Origin of the sequence: Myroides sp. DF42-4-2 (assembly GCF_030326445.1) — a bacterium.
Taxonomy (GTDB): Bacteria; Bacteroidota; Bacteroidia; order Flavobacteriales; family Flavobacteriaceae; genus Flavobacterium.
The window spans coordinates 58,603-76,031 of sequence record NZ_JACAKI010000017.1; the positions used below are offsets into that span (position 1 = coordinate 58,603).

At 38.3% G+C, this 17,429-nt stretch carries 11 protein-coding genes and 1 tRNA gene; 7 read left to right on the forward strand and 5 right to left on the reverse strand.

The features are described 5' to 3' along the window. The first annotated feature begins 50 nt into the window (after positions 1 to 50). Positions 51 to 125 (forward strand) — tRNA-Val (locus HX062_RS12490). 40 nt (positions 126 to 165) lie between these two features. Here the strand turns inward: HX062_RS12490 and HX062_RS12495 are convergent. Further along, the gene (locus HX062_RS12495) at positions 166 to 597 is read right to left on the reverse strand and encodes a PH domain-containing protein (RefSeq protein ID WP_286467644.1); all 432 of its coding nucleotides are present in this window, start codon (positions 595 to 597) and stop codon (positions 166 to 168) included. A 170-nt stretch (positions 598 to 767) separates the two neighbouring features. Between HX062_RS12495 and argS the strand changes: the two genes are divergently transcribed. The 4 genes from argS to HX062_RS12515 are packed head-to-tail and all read left to right on the forward strand — an operon-like array spanning position 768 to position 7,167. Continuing rightward, entirely contained in the window at positions 768 to 2,546 is a 1,779-nt protein-coding gene (argS, locus tag HX062_RS12500; RefSeq protein ID WP_182628615.1) for an arginine--tRNA ligase, read from the forward strand. A gap of 32 nt (positions 2,547 to 2,578) precedes the next feature. Next, positions 2,579 to 4,081: an SGNH/GDSL hydrolase family protein gene (locus HX062_RS12505; RefSeq protein ID WP_286467645.1), complete on the forward strand. Its 1,503-nt coding sequence runs from the start codon at positions 2,579 to 2,581 to the stop codon at positions 4,079 to 4,081. After that, entirely contained in the window at positions 4,074 to 5,519 is a 1,446-nt protein-coding gene (locus HX062_RS12510; protein ID WP_286467646.1) for a LysM peptidoglycan-binding domain-containing protein, read from the forward strand. The genes HX062_RS12505 and HX062_RS12510 overlap by 8 nt, the downstream gene beginning before the upstream one ends. Beyond that, on the forward strand, positions 5,506 to 7,167 hold the full coding sequence (locus tag HX062_RS12515) for an MBOAT family O-acyltransferase (RefSeq protein WP_182628618.1): 1,662 nt from the start codon (positions 5,506 to 5,508) through the stop codon (positions 7,165 to 7,167). Before HX062_RS12510 ends, HX062_RS12515 begins: the two co-directional genes overlap by 14 nt. Positions 7,168 to 7,215: 48 nt before the next feature. Here the strand turns inward: HX062_RS12515 and HX062_RS12520 are convergent, their stop codons facing one another. Further along, positions 7,216 to 7,686, reverse strand: a complete 471-nt coding sequence (locus tag HX062_RS12520; protein WP_286467648.1) for a DUF4265 domain-containing protein — start codon at positions 7,684 to 7,686, stop codon at positions 7,216 to 7,218. 183 nt (positions 7,687 to 7,869) lie between these two features. Between HX062_RS12520 and HX062_RS12525 the strand changes: the two genes are divergently transcribed. Next, the gene (locus tag HX062_RS12525) at positions 7,870 to 8,934 is read left to right on the forward strand and encodes a tetratricopeptide repeat protein (RefSeq protein ID WP_286467649.1); all 1,065 of its coding nucleotides are present in this window, start codon (positions 7,870 to 7,872) and stop codon (positions 8,932 to 8,934) included. Positions 8,935 to 8,976: 42 nt separating this feature from the next. Here the strand turns inward: HX062_RS12525 and HX062_RS12530 are convergent, their stop codons facing one another. From HX062_RS12530 to HX062_RS12540, 3 genes are read right to left on the reverse strand one after another with little or no spacing between them, the layout of a single operon-like run. Then, entirely contained in the window at positions 8,977 to 10,449 is a 1,473-nt protein-coding gene (locus HX062_RS12530; RefSeq protein ID WP_286467650.1) for an efflux transporter outer membrane subunit, read from the reverse strand. A gap of 10 nt (positions 10,450 to 10,459) precedes the next feature. After that, a complete protein-coding gene (locus tag HX062_RS12535; RefSeq protein ID WP_182628622.1) occupies positions 10,460 to 13,609 on the reverse strand; it encodes an efflux RND transporter permease subunit in 3,150 nt (1,049 codons plus the stop codon). Between the two features lie 48 nt (positions 13,610 to 13,657). Next, complete coding sequence (locus tag HX062_RS12540) at positions 13,658 to 14,815, reverse strand: efflux RND transporter periplasmic adaptor subunit (protein WP_255492488.1); 1,158 nt, start codon at positions 14,813 to 14,815, stop codon at positions 13,658 to 13,660. Positions 14,816 to 15,739: 924 nt separating this feature from the next. On the opposite strand from HX062_RS12540, the gene HX062_RS12545 reads away from it, so the two are divergent. Further along, the gene (locus HX062_RS12545) at positions 15,740 to 17,275 is read left to right on the forward strand and encodes a YifB family Mg chelatase-like AAA ATPase (protein WP_286467651.1); all 1,536 of its coding nucleotides are present in this window, start codon (positions 15,740 to 15,742) and stop codon (positions 17,273 to 17,275) included. Positions 17,276 to 17,429: the final 154 nt, after the last annotated feature.

Below are 17,429 nucleotides of genomic sequence, written 5' to 3' on the forward strand. Positions count from 1 at the left end.
CCACAATTCATACTAAATTTGGAAATTTTCCGAATGTATATTTTATATTCGGGCGATTAGCTCAGCTGGTTCAGAGCATCTCGTTTACACCGAGAGGGTCGGGGGTTCGAATCCCTCATCGCCCACAAAAAAAAGCCTATTCATTGCGAATAGGCTTTTTTTTTGCTATTTCTTCTCGTGATTCACTACCTCAATAGAGGGATTAATCGCTACAAATTCACGAACCAAATCCGAATTGCTCTGGGGAGCCACATAGATCTCATCGTATTGGTTAAACTTGATTATTATTCCCTTCGTACTTAACGCAGGCTTAGTTCCTGCCCACATGTTCTTTCCCACTTCAAGACGAGTGATCGTTGAAATGGCTATTTTTCCTTTGATAAAGGTAGAACGGTATTGGAAATAACCGTCCTCAATTCGATATACAGTCGAAGCATAAGCCCACACAAAAAACGCTAAAGGCAAGGTACTCAGTAGTAGTTCAATACTGATAACAGATAAAGCACCTTGATGAGTATAGAGAATAAGTAGTGGAAGTAGGCTTGCAAGTAAGGGATAAACAAAAAAACCTTTTTTATTCGCTGGAATATTTTTCATGTAAAACTAAATGTAGTTGTATTCAAATCTAGTGTTTAAAGTCGAAAAATTCAAGTTTTGATTGAAAGTGTAAAAAAAATAGGGAACAAGCCTTTAAGAGGGGAAATTTTTCCTTTTAACTATTTTATTCATGGAAAAATAAGAATTATCTTTGCCTATTAAATTTATTAATGATGTTGAATCAGATTTTAACCCCTCAGATTATTAAGGCAGCCCAAGAGCTGTATGGTGTAGCAATTGATAAAGTTGAATATCAAGTTACTAGAAAAGAATTTGAAGGAGATGTTACAGTTGTTATTTTCCCTTTCTTAAAACAGATTAAAGGTAATCCTATCGAGATAGGTACTAAAATTGGTGAGTATTTAGTTGAAAATACAGCTGAAATCGTGCGGTTTAATGTAGTAAAAGGATTTTTAAATTTAGTTGTTTCAGATGCGTATTATTTAGCGTCTTTCACCAAGATGTATAAACAAGCTCATTTTGGATATCAAACGCCACAGGCGGACGACAAAGCCGTATTAGTTGAATATTCCTCACCCAATACCAATAAGCCTTTACACTTAGGGCATGTTCGAAATAATTTACTTGGGTTTTCGGTTGCTGAGATTTTAAAAGCAGCAGGGAAAAAGGTGTATAAAACTCAAATTATTAACGATAGAGGAATCCATATATGTAAGTCGATGTTGGCTTGGCAAAAGTTTGGCCAAGGAGAAACACCTGAATCTACGGGATTAAAAGGCGATAAATTAGTCGGAAATTACTACGTAAAATTCGATATTGAATATAAAGAGCAAATCAAAGCGTTGATGGCTACTGGTATGACAGAAGATCAAGCCAAAGCAGAGGCGCCGATTATCAAAGAAGCCAAACAAATGTTGTTGGATTGGGAGGCTGGGAAACCAGAAGTAATTGAGTTATGGAAAAAGATGAACCAATGGGTTTACGATGGGTTTGCTGTTTCTTATGCTAATTTGGGAATTGATTTTAATAAAAACTATTACGAAAGTGATACGTATCTATTAGGAAAAGACGTTGTAGAAGACGGATTAGCACGTGGTGTATTCTTCAAAAAAGAAGATAACTCTGTATGGATTGACCTAACAGACGAAGGATTAGATGAAAAATTGGTACTTCGTGGTGATGGCACATCGGTTTATATGACGCAAGATATCGGAACGGCTATTCAACGTGTTAAAGATTTTCCTGATATCGGTGGGATGGTTTATACTGTGGGGAATGAACAAGATTACCACTTTAAAGTACTATTCTTAATCTTAAAGCGCTTAGGTTTTGACTGGGCCGATAGTTTATTCCATTTGTCGTATGGCATGGTAGATTTACCATCAGGAAAGATGAAGAGTAGAGAAGGGACTGTGGTTGACGCAGATGAATTGATGGAAGAGATGACTAGTACAGCCCGTACTATTGCTGAAGATTTAGGAAAACTAGAAGGTTACTCAGAAGAAGAAAAAGCGACGCTGTATAAAACAATTGGTTTAGGAGCGCTCAAATACTATATTTTAAAAGTTGATCCTAAAAAACGCATTCTGTTTAACCCAGAAGAATCGGTTGATTTTGCTGGAAATACAGGACCGTTTATCCAATATACTTATGCGCGTATTCAATCTATTTTGCGTAGAGCTGATTTTGATATTACTACTGTTGCCCCTTCGATCGCTTTAGATCCAAAGGAAAAAGAAATTATCAAATTGTTGGAAGAGTTTCCAGAAGTAATTCAAAATGCAGCAAAATCACATAGCCCCGCACTTGTGGCAAACTATGTGTATGACGTGGTGAAAGAATACAACTCTTTCTACCAATCGGTTTCTATTCTTGGAGAAGAAGATACAACGTTGAAAACGTTTAGAGTACAATTGTCTCAAAAAGTTGGTTTGGTGATCCAAGACGCTTTCTCATTGTTGGGAATTGCGGTGCCAAATCGTATGTAATTTAGTTCTTTGTGAAAATAGTAAAATCATACATGATACAGTCATTAGCCATTATTATATTGGCTAGTGGCTTTTTTTTATTCTTTAAGGCAAATTTGCCACAAAAGATTTTTTCTGAAGCAAAGCCCAAAACAAGTAATGTAGTGATAGATAGCTTGTTATTAGAGGCTATAGCAAATGAAAAAGAAGCGGATGTCATAGAAAAAACCCCACCTAAAGACGCGGGTGAAGAAAGTGTAGAAGAAGATGCAGGAGAAACAACAAAAGAAGGAGAGGTGATGATCATCAATGAGGAGGAGTTGTTTTCGAACGAAAGTGAGGCCAGCTTTAAAGGTATGGTTTTCTTAGATTATTTCTTCGGACGTTTATATCAATTAGAAACCCAAAATGATGGACGAGTGCGTATTGCGTATTATGGCGATTCCATGACGGATGGGGATATGATTGTACAAGACCTGCGCAAAAATTACCAAGATAAGTACGGTGGGTCAGGAGTGGGTTTTGTACAAATTACATCCGAATCTGCTCAATCACGCGGATCTGTTGTACATAAATATTCTTCCAATTGGAAAGTACAATCCTATTTGAATGTAAAAAAACCACGCAGTCCTTTCGGTATTGGCGGACAAGTGTTCTTTGTCAAAGATACAGTAAAACCCACATGGGTGAGTTATCAAGCAGGCAGTATCCGCAATATGACTACGCTAAATACCCCTACCCTGTATTATGGTCGATCGACTAATACAAGAGGAACAGTGGAAATGGTCATGCAGAAAGATACCATTCGCAAATCTTTACAAGGGGCAAAAGCGCTGAATAAAGTAAAATTAGTCAATGGCTCCCTGAAGCAATTGAAATTGCAGTTTGTACACGCAGACTCAATTCCACTGTATGGAGTAGATGTGAGTAGTGCAATAGGGGTTCAGGTCGATAATTTTTCGAGTCGAGGAAATTCAGGATTGCCTTTGTCTTTATTCAATGTCAACGTGATGCAGCAGTTCCAAAAAGAACTTGATTACAGCTTGATCATTTTACATTACGGTACGAATGTGCTAAATTACGGGTCATACAACTACAGTTGGTATACCAAACAGATGAATAAAGTCGTTAGTCATTTAAGGCAGTGTTTTCCAAAAGCATCTATTTTGGTAATCTCAACTGCAGATAAATCGACTAAATACAATTTAACCATGCAAACAGATTCTGCAGTGACGCCATTGATGCGCGCACAACGCAAATACGCGATGGAATCCAAAACAGGATTCTTCAATTTGTATGAAGCCATGGGCGGAAAAGGATCGATGGTAAAATGGGTAGAGGAATCACCTACAAAGGCCAATAAAGATTATACCCACTTTAACTTCAGAGGTGCTCAAGCTGTGTCTTCTCTTATTTTCAAACAATTAGAAGAAGGTTATGCTGCCTATAAAGCAGAAAAAGGAAAAGAATTGACGGGTCAAAAAAACAAAAATAAAGAAGATTCCGTGCAAACAACAAAAGTTCAAAACGAAATATTTACAGTATCCAATGATTAGATGGAATAGCATTGTCGCTCCTTTACTGTTTTTGTGTAGCTTAGGAGTTTTTGCTCAAAAAACGAAAGATGATCAAGCATTGAACGAGGTATTGACTCCTAATGATTCAGTCAATACCCCCTATAAGAATGTGATTTATTATCCTGAACAATTGAAACACTTTTTTCATAGCTTAAAAGAATTGAGCGAAGGGAAAAGAAAAAAAGTGAATATTGTTCACATTGGAGATTCTCATATTCAAGCCGATTTCTTTAGTGGACGCGTGAGAAATTTGATCCAAGAACAATTTGGTAATGGAGGATTGGGATTTACATTTCCCTATCAATTAGCACGTACCAATAGCAATAATTTTGTGCGTTATTCCAGCAATTCCTCATGGGAAAATAGACGAAATATTTTTCCTGTTAATGGAGCTAAAGTTGGTTTGAGTGGGATTGCTTTAACCTCTTCAGCAAAGGACGCAGTTATCAAAGTAGATTTACGCGATAGCAAATATGCCTTTACGAAAGTGAAGCTATTTACACCTTCCGATGATTTGGTGTATAGCATTGGTACTGCAGACAAAGAACTCAACTTTACTAGTACGGTAACCAAAAGTAATTCACACAAAATTAAGGCAGGGGAATCCCTGTCTAGTATTGCTCAGAAATACAATACAACCGTAACAGGATTAAAGCATTTAAATAAGTTAAAATCGACCAATATTCAGGCTGGAAAAACCATACTTGTACCTGGAAAAAAAGTAGAACATACCGCAATTGCTGCTTCTTCTTTCCAACCGGTGAAATACGAGAAAGCAAAAAATTTCTATGCGTTTGATTTTCCGGATGCAACAGAACAGTTTTATTTATATGCCGCTACCCAAGCTGATCAATACGACCTCAATGGGTTGGTCCTAGAGAACGATCAAGCGGGTATTGTATATCACACCATTGGCGTAAATGGAGCACGCTATTCTGATTACAACAAGTATCCGTTGTTTTTTAGCCAACTCGAAGGCTTAGAAGCCGATTTAATTATTATCTCCTTAGGAACAAACGAGGCCTTTGATCGAATAAATGAAGAAAGCTTTAAAGTGGAAATGAATCGCTTTCTAAAAGAAGTAAAGGAGCGAAATCCACAAGTTTCCATTTTAATCACTTCACCACCGCCAAGCTATTTCTCCAAAGGAGTTCCCAACACTGTTGCTACGGCATTAACCAATGAAATTATCATCAATGGGATTGATCAACAATATGCAATTTGGGATATGTACTACAATTTAGGAGGAACTTTAGGCTTGCCTTATCTCGTTGATGAGCAAATGTTATCCAAAGATCTAGTACATTATACAATTAAAGGATATGAATACACAGGAACTTTGTTTTATGAAGGTTTAATGGAAGTGTATCAAAATTATTATACAACAGAAACGGCCCAGACAAATGAGTCTATTTAATATAGAAATGCCCCCTGTAACCTGGGATGACGTGATCCATTGGTTTACATTTAACCCTAAAGAACCCTTGTTGTTTAACTCGGGACTTTTTTTAGGGATGTTTATTGTTTTTTATTTGATTTATATTGGTTTACGCAAAACATTCCATGCGCGTTTGTTGTATGTGGTCTTGTTTTCCCTATTTTTCTACTATAAATCTAGTGGGTTATACCTTTTTATCTTAATCGGCTCCTCTTTAATGGATTATACTTTTGCTAATACGATTAACAAAAGTGCCAATGAGACTAAAAAACGGATGCTCTTGACACTCAGTGTCGTCTTGAACCTAGGCTTATTGGGATACTTTAAATACACCAATTTCTTTTTGGATGGATTTAATTTCCTCGCCAATTCTACATGGCACTTAGACGACTTGATTTTGCCTGTCGGAATTTCTTTTTATACCTTTCAATCGATCAGCTATATCATAGAAATTTACCGAAAGGAAATTGAACCAACCAAGAACTTCTTGGATTATTTGTTCTTTATTTCTTTCTTCCCCCAACTTGTTGCCGGACCGATTGTTCGGGCAAAAGACTTTATTCCACAGATTTATTCCAATCTGATTGTCACTCGTGATCAGGTGAATGAAGGAATGTTGCTCATCATCGGCGGGGTGTTGAAAAAGGCCGTTATTTCTGACTATATCTCGATTAACTTTGTGGATCGCGTTTTTGATGCCCCCAATAGCTATTCGGCTTTTGAAAATTTAATGGCTTCTTATGGCTATGCAATACAAATTTATTGTGACTTCTCTGGTTATTCGGATATGGCTATCGGTATTGCTTTACTCTTGGGCTATCGATTGCCTATGAACTTTAATGTGCCCTATCAATCTACGTCAATTACTGAATTCTGGAGAAGATGGCACATCTCCTTGTCTACGTGGTTAAAAGACTTTTTGTATATCTCTGTAGGAGGAAATCGAAAAGGAACATTTGGCGGTTATTTTTTCCCCGCTTTATTTTTTATTGGCATCATAGGATGGGGGATCTACAGCTATAACAACAGTATCTATCCCTTAATCATTGGAATACTAGCTTTAGTTGTCTTTATGTTGACTATTGCCTTGTCAAAAACCAAAGGAAAAAGTTTGTTCACTAATTTTAACTTGCTGACAACGATGTTGTTGGGTGGGTTATGGCATGGAGCTAGTTTGCGTTTTATCGTTTGGGGAGCGCTACACGGCATCGCCTTGGCAGTCCACAAATTAGTTATGGAGCTGTTTCCGCGCAAAAAAGATAAACCCGCTTCATTTGTTTGGCGTATTGTCTCTATTCTATTAACTTTTCACTTTGTGACGTTTTGTTGGATCTTCTTCCGCGCTAGTTCATTCGAAACGGCCTTGGATATGATGTCCAATATTAGTGAATTAGAGTTTGATTGGGCGGCTTGGTTAACGATTATCGAAGGATATAAAAACGTATTCTTATTGATTGCGATTGGATTTGTTTGGCATTTCATTCCTAAGCGATGGATGGCTATTCCACACCAATGGTTCAACGTGGCACCAATATTTGTGAAGTCAGTGATATTGGGGTTTGTATTCTGGGTGGTCTATGCAACAGCCACCGCAGGACCTCAACCTTTTATCTACTTCCAATTCTAAAATACTTATATATTATACAAAAAAGCCTCGCGTTTCGCGAGGCTTTTGTTATTTTCGAATATCTGCACTGTGTTTTGGCGATAAATTAGGTTCAGCAAATGTGATGCTTTGTTCCTCTTCTAGTGCCGCTAAAATCGCATATACGTTTTTGTAATCCGTTTGAGCTGGAACATTAATCACAAAGTAGTAATCATCAACCAATTCAATTTCGGTTTGTGCGTATAAAATTTCATTGTACAAATCCTCACGCTTGTATTTTTCCTTTAAAACTATTACTTGAACCGTGCTATTGCCAGAGGTCTTTTCGATATGTACGAGTTGATAGCGCTTTTGTTGTTCGTCATACACCGCATGTACAATATCCTCACAAGACAACTCAGGCCCATAGAATGGTATATTGTCAATTTGAAATAATTGTTTGTCTTCATCGACCAAAATTCCCCATAAAATTTCTTCTGTTTCTTTTTCTAATACTTCACTGTGATATTGTATCGCGATTTGTTCGTATTGTTCTTTCATGCTCTTTCGGTTTTAATTAGGGAAATAATGTTATTCAAATGGACTACAAAGATAGGTGGTATAAACGTAATTTTTAAGGAATCACACCTATTTGTTAGAATATTCCGTGGTTTTTTCAGCTAATAAACACTAAAAAAAAGAGTATCTTAGGGGCTCTAATGACCAAAAAATACCTTATTTACTATGTTGATGAAATCATATTTTTATGTTGTTGTTTTATTTTTGATTTCTACTTTATCCCTTTCTGCTCAAAATCAATTAGAAGAATTACTCAAAGAAGGCTTGGCTTTCCAACAAGAAGGAAAGTACGACCAGGCTATAGAGCGTTATAAGAAAATGTTGGATTTGGATCCGCATTCGAGTTCAGGACATTACGAGATTGCAAAAAGTTATATGTATCAAGGGAATTATGATTTGGCAATTGAACACAGTCAGCGAACAATAGATTTAGGAGGGCGGTTGGTAATTCCTGCTGTGGTTGTAAAAGCTTCTTCCTTGAGCAACCTCAATCAGGTGGAGGAGGCTATTGCCTTGTTGGAGGATGCCGTAGAAAATAGAAATGCCGATGCGATGGTTTATTATAATTTGGCCATAGCTTACAAGAAAGTAAAAAAAATAGAAGAAGCAGAACAAGCTTTACATTCTGGTATATACGAAAACCCAATGCATGCCAGTTCCCATTTTATGTTAGCGTTGATGCAAGCAGAAAAGGGGAAGCGAACCGAAGCAATGTTGGCGGGTTATTTCTTTTTGTTATTAGAAACTAATACGGCTCGCACAATAAAGATGGAACAATTGATTAAGAGTCTTTATACAGCAGGCGTAGCAGAAGGAGAATCGGCGAAAAAGAAAAAAAACGTCAATCTAACCTTGACACGTCAAGCGATGGCGTCCAAATTTTTAACGGTAGAAATGGCACTGAGTCTTTCAGCAGCTACTGCTATTTCTGAGACAAATACAACTAAAGGCGATGCGTTCTACGCCAATACAACGCGTTTTTTAGAGTTAATTAGCGAGGTAAAAAGACCAGCGGAGCAAGTGGAACATGATTTGGAATGGAATTTTTATGTGCCTTTTTTCAGTGAGCTATACCAAAAGAAGCACAGCGATGTCTTTTGTAATTACATCAGTCAGATGAAACCCGGCGGCAACCGCAGGTGGATTGATCGCCATATCGACCAAGTACGCATTTTTGAGCAATGGGTAGTGGATAAATCCCGGGAGTTAATCGGAATCGAAATAGAATAACAAAAGCGAGTAGAATACTACTCGCTTTTGTTACTTTGTTGGTTATTGCCAACCACCGCCAAGTGCTTTGTATAATTGTACCCCATATTGGAGCTTGTTAAGCTTTAATTTATTGAGATTTAGTTCGTTGTCTAACATGTTTTTTTGTGCGTTGATTACCTCAATATAGGTTGCATATCCACTGTTAAACAATAAATTAGATTGCTTCACTCCTAATCGAGAAGTGGTTACTTGTTCATCTGCAATCTCAATTTGCTCTTCTGTTGTTTTTAAATTGACTAAAGCATCGGTAACTTCCGTTACTGCGGTATACACCGTTTTTTGAAAGTCAATCTCACTTTTTGTACGCTCTATTTTTGCCACCTCAAAGGTCGTTTTTAGCTTGCGTTTATTGAAAATTGGATTAGTTACTTTTCCGATCAAACTTCCAAAGAGCGATCCAGGTATATTGAACCAATTTTCGCCAAGCATGCTGTTTAGACCTCCTTCTAAGTTAATGGTTAGCGCAGGATATCGCGCTGTTTGTGCCACGCCCACCGCAGCATTTTTCGCTTTTAGTTCTAACTCCGCAACTTGTACATCGGGACGATACTGCAACAAAGCCAAAGGAAGTCCTGTACTACCAAGTTCTTCTTGTTTGACGTCTGTTAGGGTTATCTCGCGCTGTATACTCGTTGGTAGCTGACCTGTTAGCAGGGATAAGGCGTTTTCTTGAATGGCAATTTGCTGTTTTAACGAAGGAATTAACGCCTTTGCCACCAACATTTGGTTTTTTGTTTGTGTGATGGCTAAGGAAGTTATTTGTCCCGCATCGCGTTGCAATTCCACTATTTTTAACGTGTTTTTCGTTAGTTCATAGTTGGTTTGAGCTACTTCCATCTGTGCATCAAGCAGCAATAGGTTGTAATATCCTTGCGCAATTTGCGCAATCAGCTCTGTTTGAATAGCTTTTCGCGCTTCTTCAGTTTGGAGAAAACGAGCCAATTGTTCTGCTGTTTGACTCTTGATCTTTCCCCAAATGTCTATTTCCCAACTCAACGCCAACCCAGAGGTATATTGAGCTGAATTGACATACATATTTGTAGGTGGTTCTTCTCCTTTATTTTTGTAATAATTTGAAGAGGGCGTTCCATAATAGTTCTCCGAACGATATTGATATGCCACACTACCTGCTTCAAGGTCTAAAGAAGGTAACCATTCTAGCTTGGCTTGTTTTGTTTTTTGAGCGGCGATTTCCAAGTTTTTAAGCGCATTTTGCATGTCAAAGTTGTGAGACAACCCCTTGTCGATCAAATTTGTTAGCTGCTCGTCTTGAAAGAAATCGCGCCATTTGATAGCTGATATCGTAAGGGAGTCTCCTTGCGCTAGGCTATCCTTTTGGCCTCTGTATTGTTCAGGAAGCTCAAAAGTAGGCGTTCTGTATTTCGATTGAGGTGCACAAGCTTGAAATAAAGTCAAACCAGCACCCAGTATAACAACGAGGGCGAAATGCGATGTATTGCTTTTATTTATCATGCTTTTGTTTTTAATCGTTAGTAAATTTTGCTTTTAATCGTTCATCAATATTTTGGAAGATGACAAATAAAACAGGAATGATAAAAATACCTGCAGCTACTCCAAATAGCATTCCTCCAGCCGCACTAAAACTAATGGAGTGATTTCCTTGTGCAGACGGTCCAACGGTAAACATCAAGGGAATTAATCCTGCGACGAAAGCAAAGGAAGTCATCAAAATTGGACGTAGTCTCATTTTTGCTCCTTCTATAGCTGAATCTACTACAGATAGCCCCTTTTTACGCTGTTGAAGCGCAAATTCAATAATTAGAATGGCGTTCTTCGCCAACAATCCAATTAACATAACCAAACCTACTTGCACGTAGATATTGTTTTGTAAGCCTGCTAAATTGACAAATAAAGCTACACCTAAGATTCCTGTCGGTACAGTTAATAAGATAGCAATAGGCAAGAAATAGCTCTCATATTGCGCTGCCAAGAGAAAGTAAACGAAGATAATACTCAAGGCAAAGATGAAAATCGCTTGATTACCCGAGTCTTTTTCCTCCAAAGACATACCCGTGAACTCATACGAATAGTTTCCAGGCATTTTGCTTGCTACTTCTTCGATTGCTTTCATCGCATCTCCAGTACTATACCCCTGACTTGGGTTTACTTTTACTGTGATAGCATTGTACAAGTTATATCTACTCACCGTTTGTGGACCCAATACTTTTTTCAGTTTGACTAAGGTATTGGCTGGTAACATTTCGCCATCCTTGTTTTTAACGTAGATGGAATTAAACGATTGAGGGTTTTCTCTATATTCAATATCCGCTTGCATATACACGCGATACGTACGTCCAAAACGGTTGAAATCGCCTGCTTTTACCCTACCGTAATAGTTTTTAATGGTGGTCATTAAATCCTTCACACTCACGCCTAACGACTTCGCTTTAATATAGTCGATTTCCAACAAATACTGGGGGAAGTTCGCTTTGAACGAAGTAAAAGCAGTACCGATTTCTTCACGCTCATTGAGTGTTTTAATTACATCATCTGCCGCTTGGCTAAATGAAGTAAAATCCCCACCTAAGCGATCTTGCAAAACAAATTCAATTCCACCAAAGTCCCCAAACCCTTGAATAGTTGGTCGTGGGAAAACGTTGAAGGATGCTTCGTTAATCACCGATAAATCTTTTTGAACTTCTTCGATGATTTGATCTATATTTTTTACTTTTCCTCTTTTCTTGTACGGTTTCAAATTGATGTATCCTACAGCAAAAGAGGGACTAGCATTTCCGTCAATTGTGTTGTATCCCGAGATGGCTGTCATCCCCTCAATATCCGTTCGCTGTTTCAAGATGCTATCGGCTTTGGCCAAAACGACTTTCGTTCGAGCTAAAGAAGCACCAGGAGGCATGGCTAGAGAATAGGTGATGAAACTATCATCCTCTCTTGGAATAAAAGACGAAGGCGTTTTATACAAAAAGAATACACCTAATCCGATGATGAGAGCTAAACCTGAAATTGCTACTTTTTTGTTGCGAATTAATTTGCCGATGGTCGCTACGTATTTATTGGTAAACGAGTCAAAAGCGGTATTAAATGCAAAGAAAAAACGCGCAGATACTCTCTTAATAGGATTTTTTTCCTTCTGTTTTGCCAGTTCTTCGGGCTCGGGTTGCTTCAAAAACAAGGCACAAAGTGCAGGGCTCAAAGTCAAGGCATTCACGGCTGAAATTAGAATGGCAAAGGCTAGGGTATAGGCAAATTGCTTGTAAAAAATTCCAGCAGGACCTTGCATAAAACCTACAGGTAAGAATACGGCAGACATCACCAAGGTAATGGAGATAATCGCACGTGTAATCTCACTCATTGTTTCAAGTGTTGCCTCTTTTGCTTTGAGACCCGTTTGATGCATTTTCTCGTGAATCGCCTCCACGACGACAATCGCATCATCCACCACAATTCCGATGGCGAGTACGAGAGCGAACATGGTCAATACATTAATGGAGAAGCCCATTAAATAGATAAAGAATAAGGTTCCAATTAACGAAATAGGAATGGCAATCGCGGGAATAATCGTCGATCTAAAATCTTGTAAGAATAAATATACGATAATGAATACCAAGAAAAAGGCTTCGAAAAGTGTGGTTTTCACTTGGTTAATCGACTCGTCTATTTGATCTTTTACAGAATAGCTAATTTCATAGTGGATCCCTTTGGGAAAAGTGGTTGAAATGCGTTCCAATACTTTTCGCACAGCGATATCAATTTCTCTAGCGTTAGAGCCTGAGGTTTGGGTAATATTCATCGTCAAACCTGGAAAACCATTAACGCTGTTGTCACTTCCTACGTTGGATGCTCCAAATTCAACACGAGCAACATCTTTTAACAAGAGTACTGATCCGTCGACATTGGTTTTAATTACAATATTTTCATATTCTTCAGGCTGACTGAATCTTCCTTTGTGTTTTAGTGCAGTTTCAAATGCTTCTTCCGAAGTTTCACCAAAGTTACCTGGTGCAATTTCAAAGTTTTGATCCTTAATCGCTGCAATTACATCTTGAGGAGTTAAGCCGTATAGCGCTAATTTCTCTGGATTTAACCATGTACGCATGGAGTAATCACGAGCCCCCACACGTCCAACAGCTGCAACACCAGGAACGCGTAAGAGTTCTCTATTAATGTTGATTTGTGTAAAAGCTTGGAGGAAGGTTTCGTCGTATATTTCTTCAGGGTGATCGCTGTAAAAGTTGATGGTCATAATATTACCACTCTGACGAGGAGTAACAGAAATACCGTTTTCATTTACTTCAGAAGGCAAATCACTAGCGGCTTTACTCACGCGATTTTGTACGTTTACAGCCGCTTGATCGGGATCTGTTCCCGCTTTAAAGAATACGTTGATCGTTCCCGATCCACTATTACTCGCTTTGGAGCTAATGTAGGTCATATTATCAACCCCATTAATGGCTTCTTCGATTGGAAGTAAGACACTTTGTGCTACGGTTTCAGCATTGGCTCCAGGATAAGAGGTCGATACACTTACACTAGGAGGAGCAATTTCAGGAAATCGAGTAATAGGCAACAACGTTAGTCCTACTAGCCCAAGTAAAACGAACATGATCGAAATTACGGTAGCTAGTATGGGACGATTTATAATAGTCTTTAGCATATTTTTTGAATTTAGTAAAGGTGAAAATAAAGAAGCAGTGGCGATGGATTAGTTCATCGCTTTTACATACATGCCTTCTGTTAATTTGTCAAATCCAGTTTTGATTACGCGATCTCCGATCTGCAATCCCTCGGATACAATATAATTTGTTCCAGATACTCCGTCTAATTGGATCGACTGTAGCTTCACTTTATCTTCTGCGTCTAAAATATAAACGAAGGTTTTATCTTGGATAGCCGTTGTAACTTCTTGCGGAATTAGAATGACGTGCGCTTTGGTCTCTTGAAGTTTAACAGTACCTGTATTTCCGGAACGCATAACATCTTGCGAGTTTGGAAAAGAAGCACGCAAAGAAATAGAACCTGTGTTTCTGTTTACTTGTCCGTTTACCATATCAACTTTTCCTTTTTCGCTATACTCATGCCCATCGGCTAAGATTAAAGTTACTTCCGGAAGAATTTGTCCCGAAGAAGTGATACGGGTACTATCTGATTTTTTTGTGCCTTTTGTAAAGTAGAGGAAATCAGATTCACTCATACCAAAGTAAACATATACTTCACTTACGTCTGTTAAAACGGTAAGCGGTTCTTTGTCGCCTTTGCTCACTAAGTTACCGATGCGCTTTGGCATACGACCAATGTATCCACTAACAGGCGCTTTGATCGTGGTGTAATCTATATTAATTTGAGCACTAGCCACTGCAGCTGTCGCTTTCGCCAGGGATGCTCTAGCAATCTCGTAGTTTGACTTTGCCGTTTCCAATTGTACTTCTGCAATAACCTCATTGTCAATCAACGGTTTTAAACGGTCAATCTCTAACTGTGCATTTTTTAACTTTGCTTTTTCTACATTTTCAGTCGCGATCATATTGTTTAAAATCTCCTGATACGGTTGGGGATTAATTTGGAATAGCGGTTGCCCTTCTTGTACATAAGCTCCCTCATCCACAAAAATTTTGTCTAGAGTTCCTTCTACTTGTGGGCGAATTTCTACATTGATCTTTCCCTCAATATTTCCAATATAATCTTTAATCGTAATAGCAGTTGTGGTATCAACTTGGATGATAGGTAATGCAATTGCATTTTCTCTCGGATCTAGTGTTTTAGAATTGCCAATGTTGCAACTGTTAATAGCAACAAGCGTTCCAATCATAAGCAAGGCTGCAAAACCAATAAAAAACACTTTTCGATTTGTTATCATTTTCATACTATTTATTATTTGTTGTAGGTGATGAATTATTTCTTCTGTGATAGTACTTATTCAACTAGAGTGCCAAAATAGTTACATTTTGTAACTTAAATGGGAAAATTTTATCTAAGTTGTTGATATTTAAATTGTTGTAAATTTTAAATTGTTTATAAATATTAGTTTATCCCCAGTAATTTTTTTTAAAAACCGTTGAAAGTTGGGGATGTGTTCTACAACTCTACATATTGTCCTATTCAATTTAGGAATAATTTTTGATTAAGTTGGTGAATAGTAAGCATAAAATTAACAATATACAAGTAGATGCAGAAGCTTTATACCCGAAAATGAGGCTGAAGATACCGCATATAGGCTCAATCGCAGATGAGGTAAGGAAGGATGAGGTTTGTATCTGCTTCTTTTGTATATTCAAATTATTGTGGCTATCTTTATACATCTAACCTTAACAAGAAGGGTTTCTAAGGATGGATAATTCGCAATAGGCGAAGGGATGACCCTAAAACTCTTGCGGAACTGAGAATAAAAGCATGATATATAGGAGTCATTTTGCAATGCGGTACTGTTGGGTATTTTGTTTAATGGCGATGTCTTATGTCTTTTATTATAGCCTTGAATACTCCTTGTAAGTAGTGTAGGTTGTCGATTAACGACAGCATGTTTATGTGTGAACAAGCTGTATTTTGCCAATAGAAAAAAGGCAAATAAAAATTAAGTATATTATATTGTAGTGTTATAAAAAAGTTCAGTGTCTTCGGGTATTGAACTTTTTTTATTTTTTCCCAAATGGTGTTGGCAAATAAAAGATGAAATAGAAAAGGTTTCTAGGCAATTTCGTTCAAAATGCACCTTATTTTGGTAATAAAAGAAGATGAGGAATACATTTTGTACCGTTAAGAGATGAAACTGTAAACCAAAGTAGGAGGGATGTTGACAAAAATATATGGAAGTGCTGTTTTTGGAATTGACGCAACGACAATTACAACAGAGGTAAATGTAGATCACGGGGTTGGATATTATTTGGTTGGATTAGCCGATAATGCCATCAAAGAGAGTTCCTATCGAATTGCCGCCGCTTTATCCAATGTAGGGTATCGGTTACCTGGAAAGCGAATCACCATCAATTTGGCGCCTGCCAATATGCGAAAAGAAGGCTCTGCTTACGATTTGCCAATTGCCATGGGGATTTTAATAGCATCAGATCAGATTAAAATGCACCTCAATGAAGCAGATTATATTGTCATGGGAGAATTGTCGTTGGATGGAGCGCTGCAGAGTATCAATGGAGCATTGCCAATTGCAATTAAGGCAAAGGAAGAGGGGTTTAAGGGGATAATTCTTCCCAAGGAAAATCAGAAAGAAGCAGCGGTTGTCGATGGATTAGCCGTTTATGGTGTAGATAGCATTGAAGAAGTTATTGCATTCTTTGAAGGCAAGACGGTATTAGAACCCTATCAGTTGGATTTTGAGGGTGATGTCGTCGATCAAGAAGATCACTTAGATCGAGATTTTAAAGATGTCAAAGGACAAGAAAGCATCAAACGCGCGATGGAGATTGCTGCTTCGGGAGGGCATAACATTATTCTAATTGGACCGCCGGGTTCTGGTAAGACTATGCTGGCCAAACGATTGGCGAGTATATTGCCTCCGATGACTTTAGCGGAGTCGCTAGAAACAACCAAAATTCACAGTGTAGTCGGCAAGGCCAAAGACAAAGGTTTAATTCGCGTGCGTCCTTTTCGCAATCCCCATCATACAGCTTCATCTGTTGCTTTGGTTGGCGGAGGAAGTTATCCACAACCAGGAGAGATTTCCTTAGCCCATAATGGCGTTTTATTTTTAGACGAATTGCCTGAGTTTAAACGGGAAGTATTAGAAGTAATGCGTCAACCCTTAGAAGATCGTGAAGTGACGATTTCGCGTGCCAAGTTCACTATTACCTATCCTTCTTCTTTTATGTTAGTCGCCAGTATGAACCCTAGTCCGAGTGGCTATTTTCACGAGCCAGGCTCGATGATGCAATCAACACAAGCCGAAATGCAGCGCTATATCAATAAAATATCGGGGCCTCTATTGGATCGGATCGACTTACACATTGAAGTAACTCCTGTTCCATTTGAAAAATTAGCAGATAAGCAACTGGCAGAGCCTAGTGAAGCAATTCGAGAACGCGTGATGGAAGCGAGAAAGAAACAAGTGCAGCGCTTTGTCAATCACCCCGGCATACACTATAACGCTCAAATGTCAACGGCTTTACTGCGGGAATATTGCGCCTTAGATTCCGACTCCTTAGCGCTGCTCAAATCTGCTATGGAACGCTTAAACTTGTCCGCTCGTGCTTATGATCGTATTCTCAAAGTAGCCCGGACGATAGCCGATCTAGATAAGCAAGAATGCATTCACTCCCATCACATTGCCGAAGCCATTCAGTATCGCAGTTTGGATAGAGAGGGGTGGTTTTGATGTGGTAAGTGGTGAGTGGTAAGTGGTGAGTGGTGAGTGGTGAGTGGTGAGTGGTGAGTGGTAAGTGGTGAGTGGTAAGTGGTGAGTGGTGTACATCCCTAAATATGGTTGACCGTTTTTAAACATTAACTTCATTATTAAATATAGTAATAAA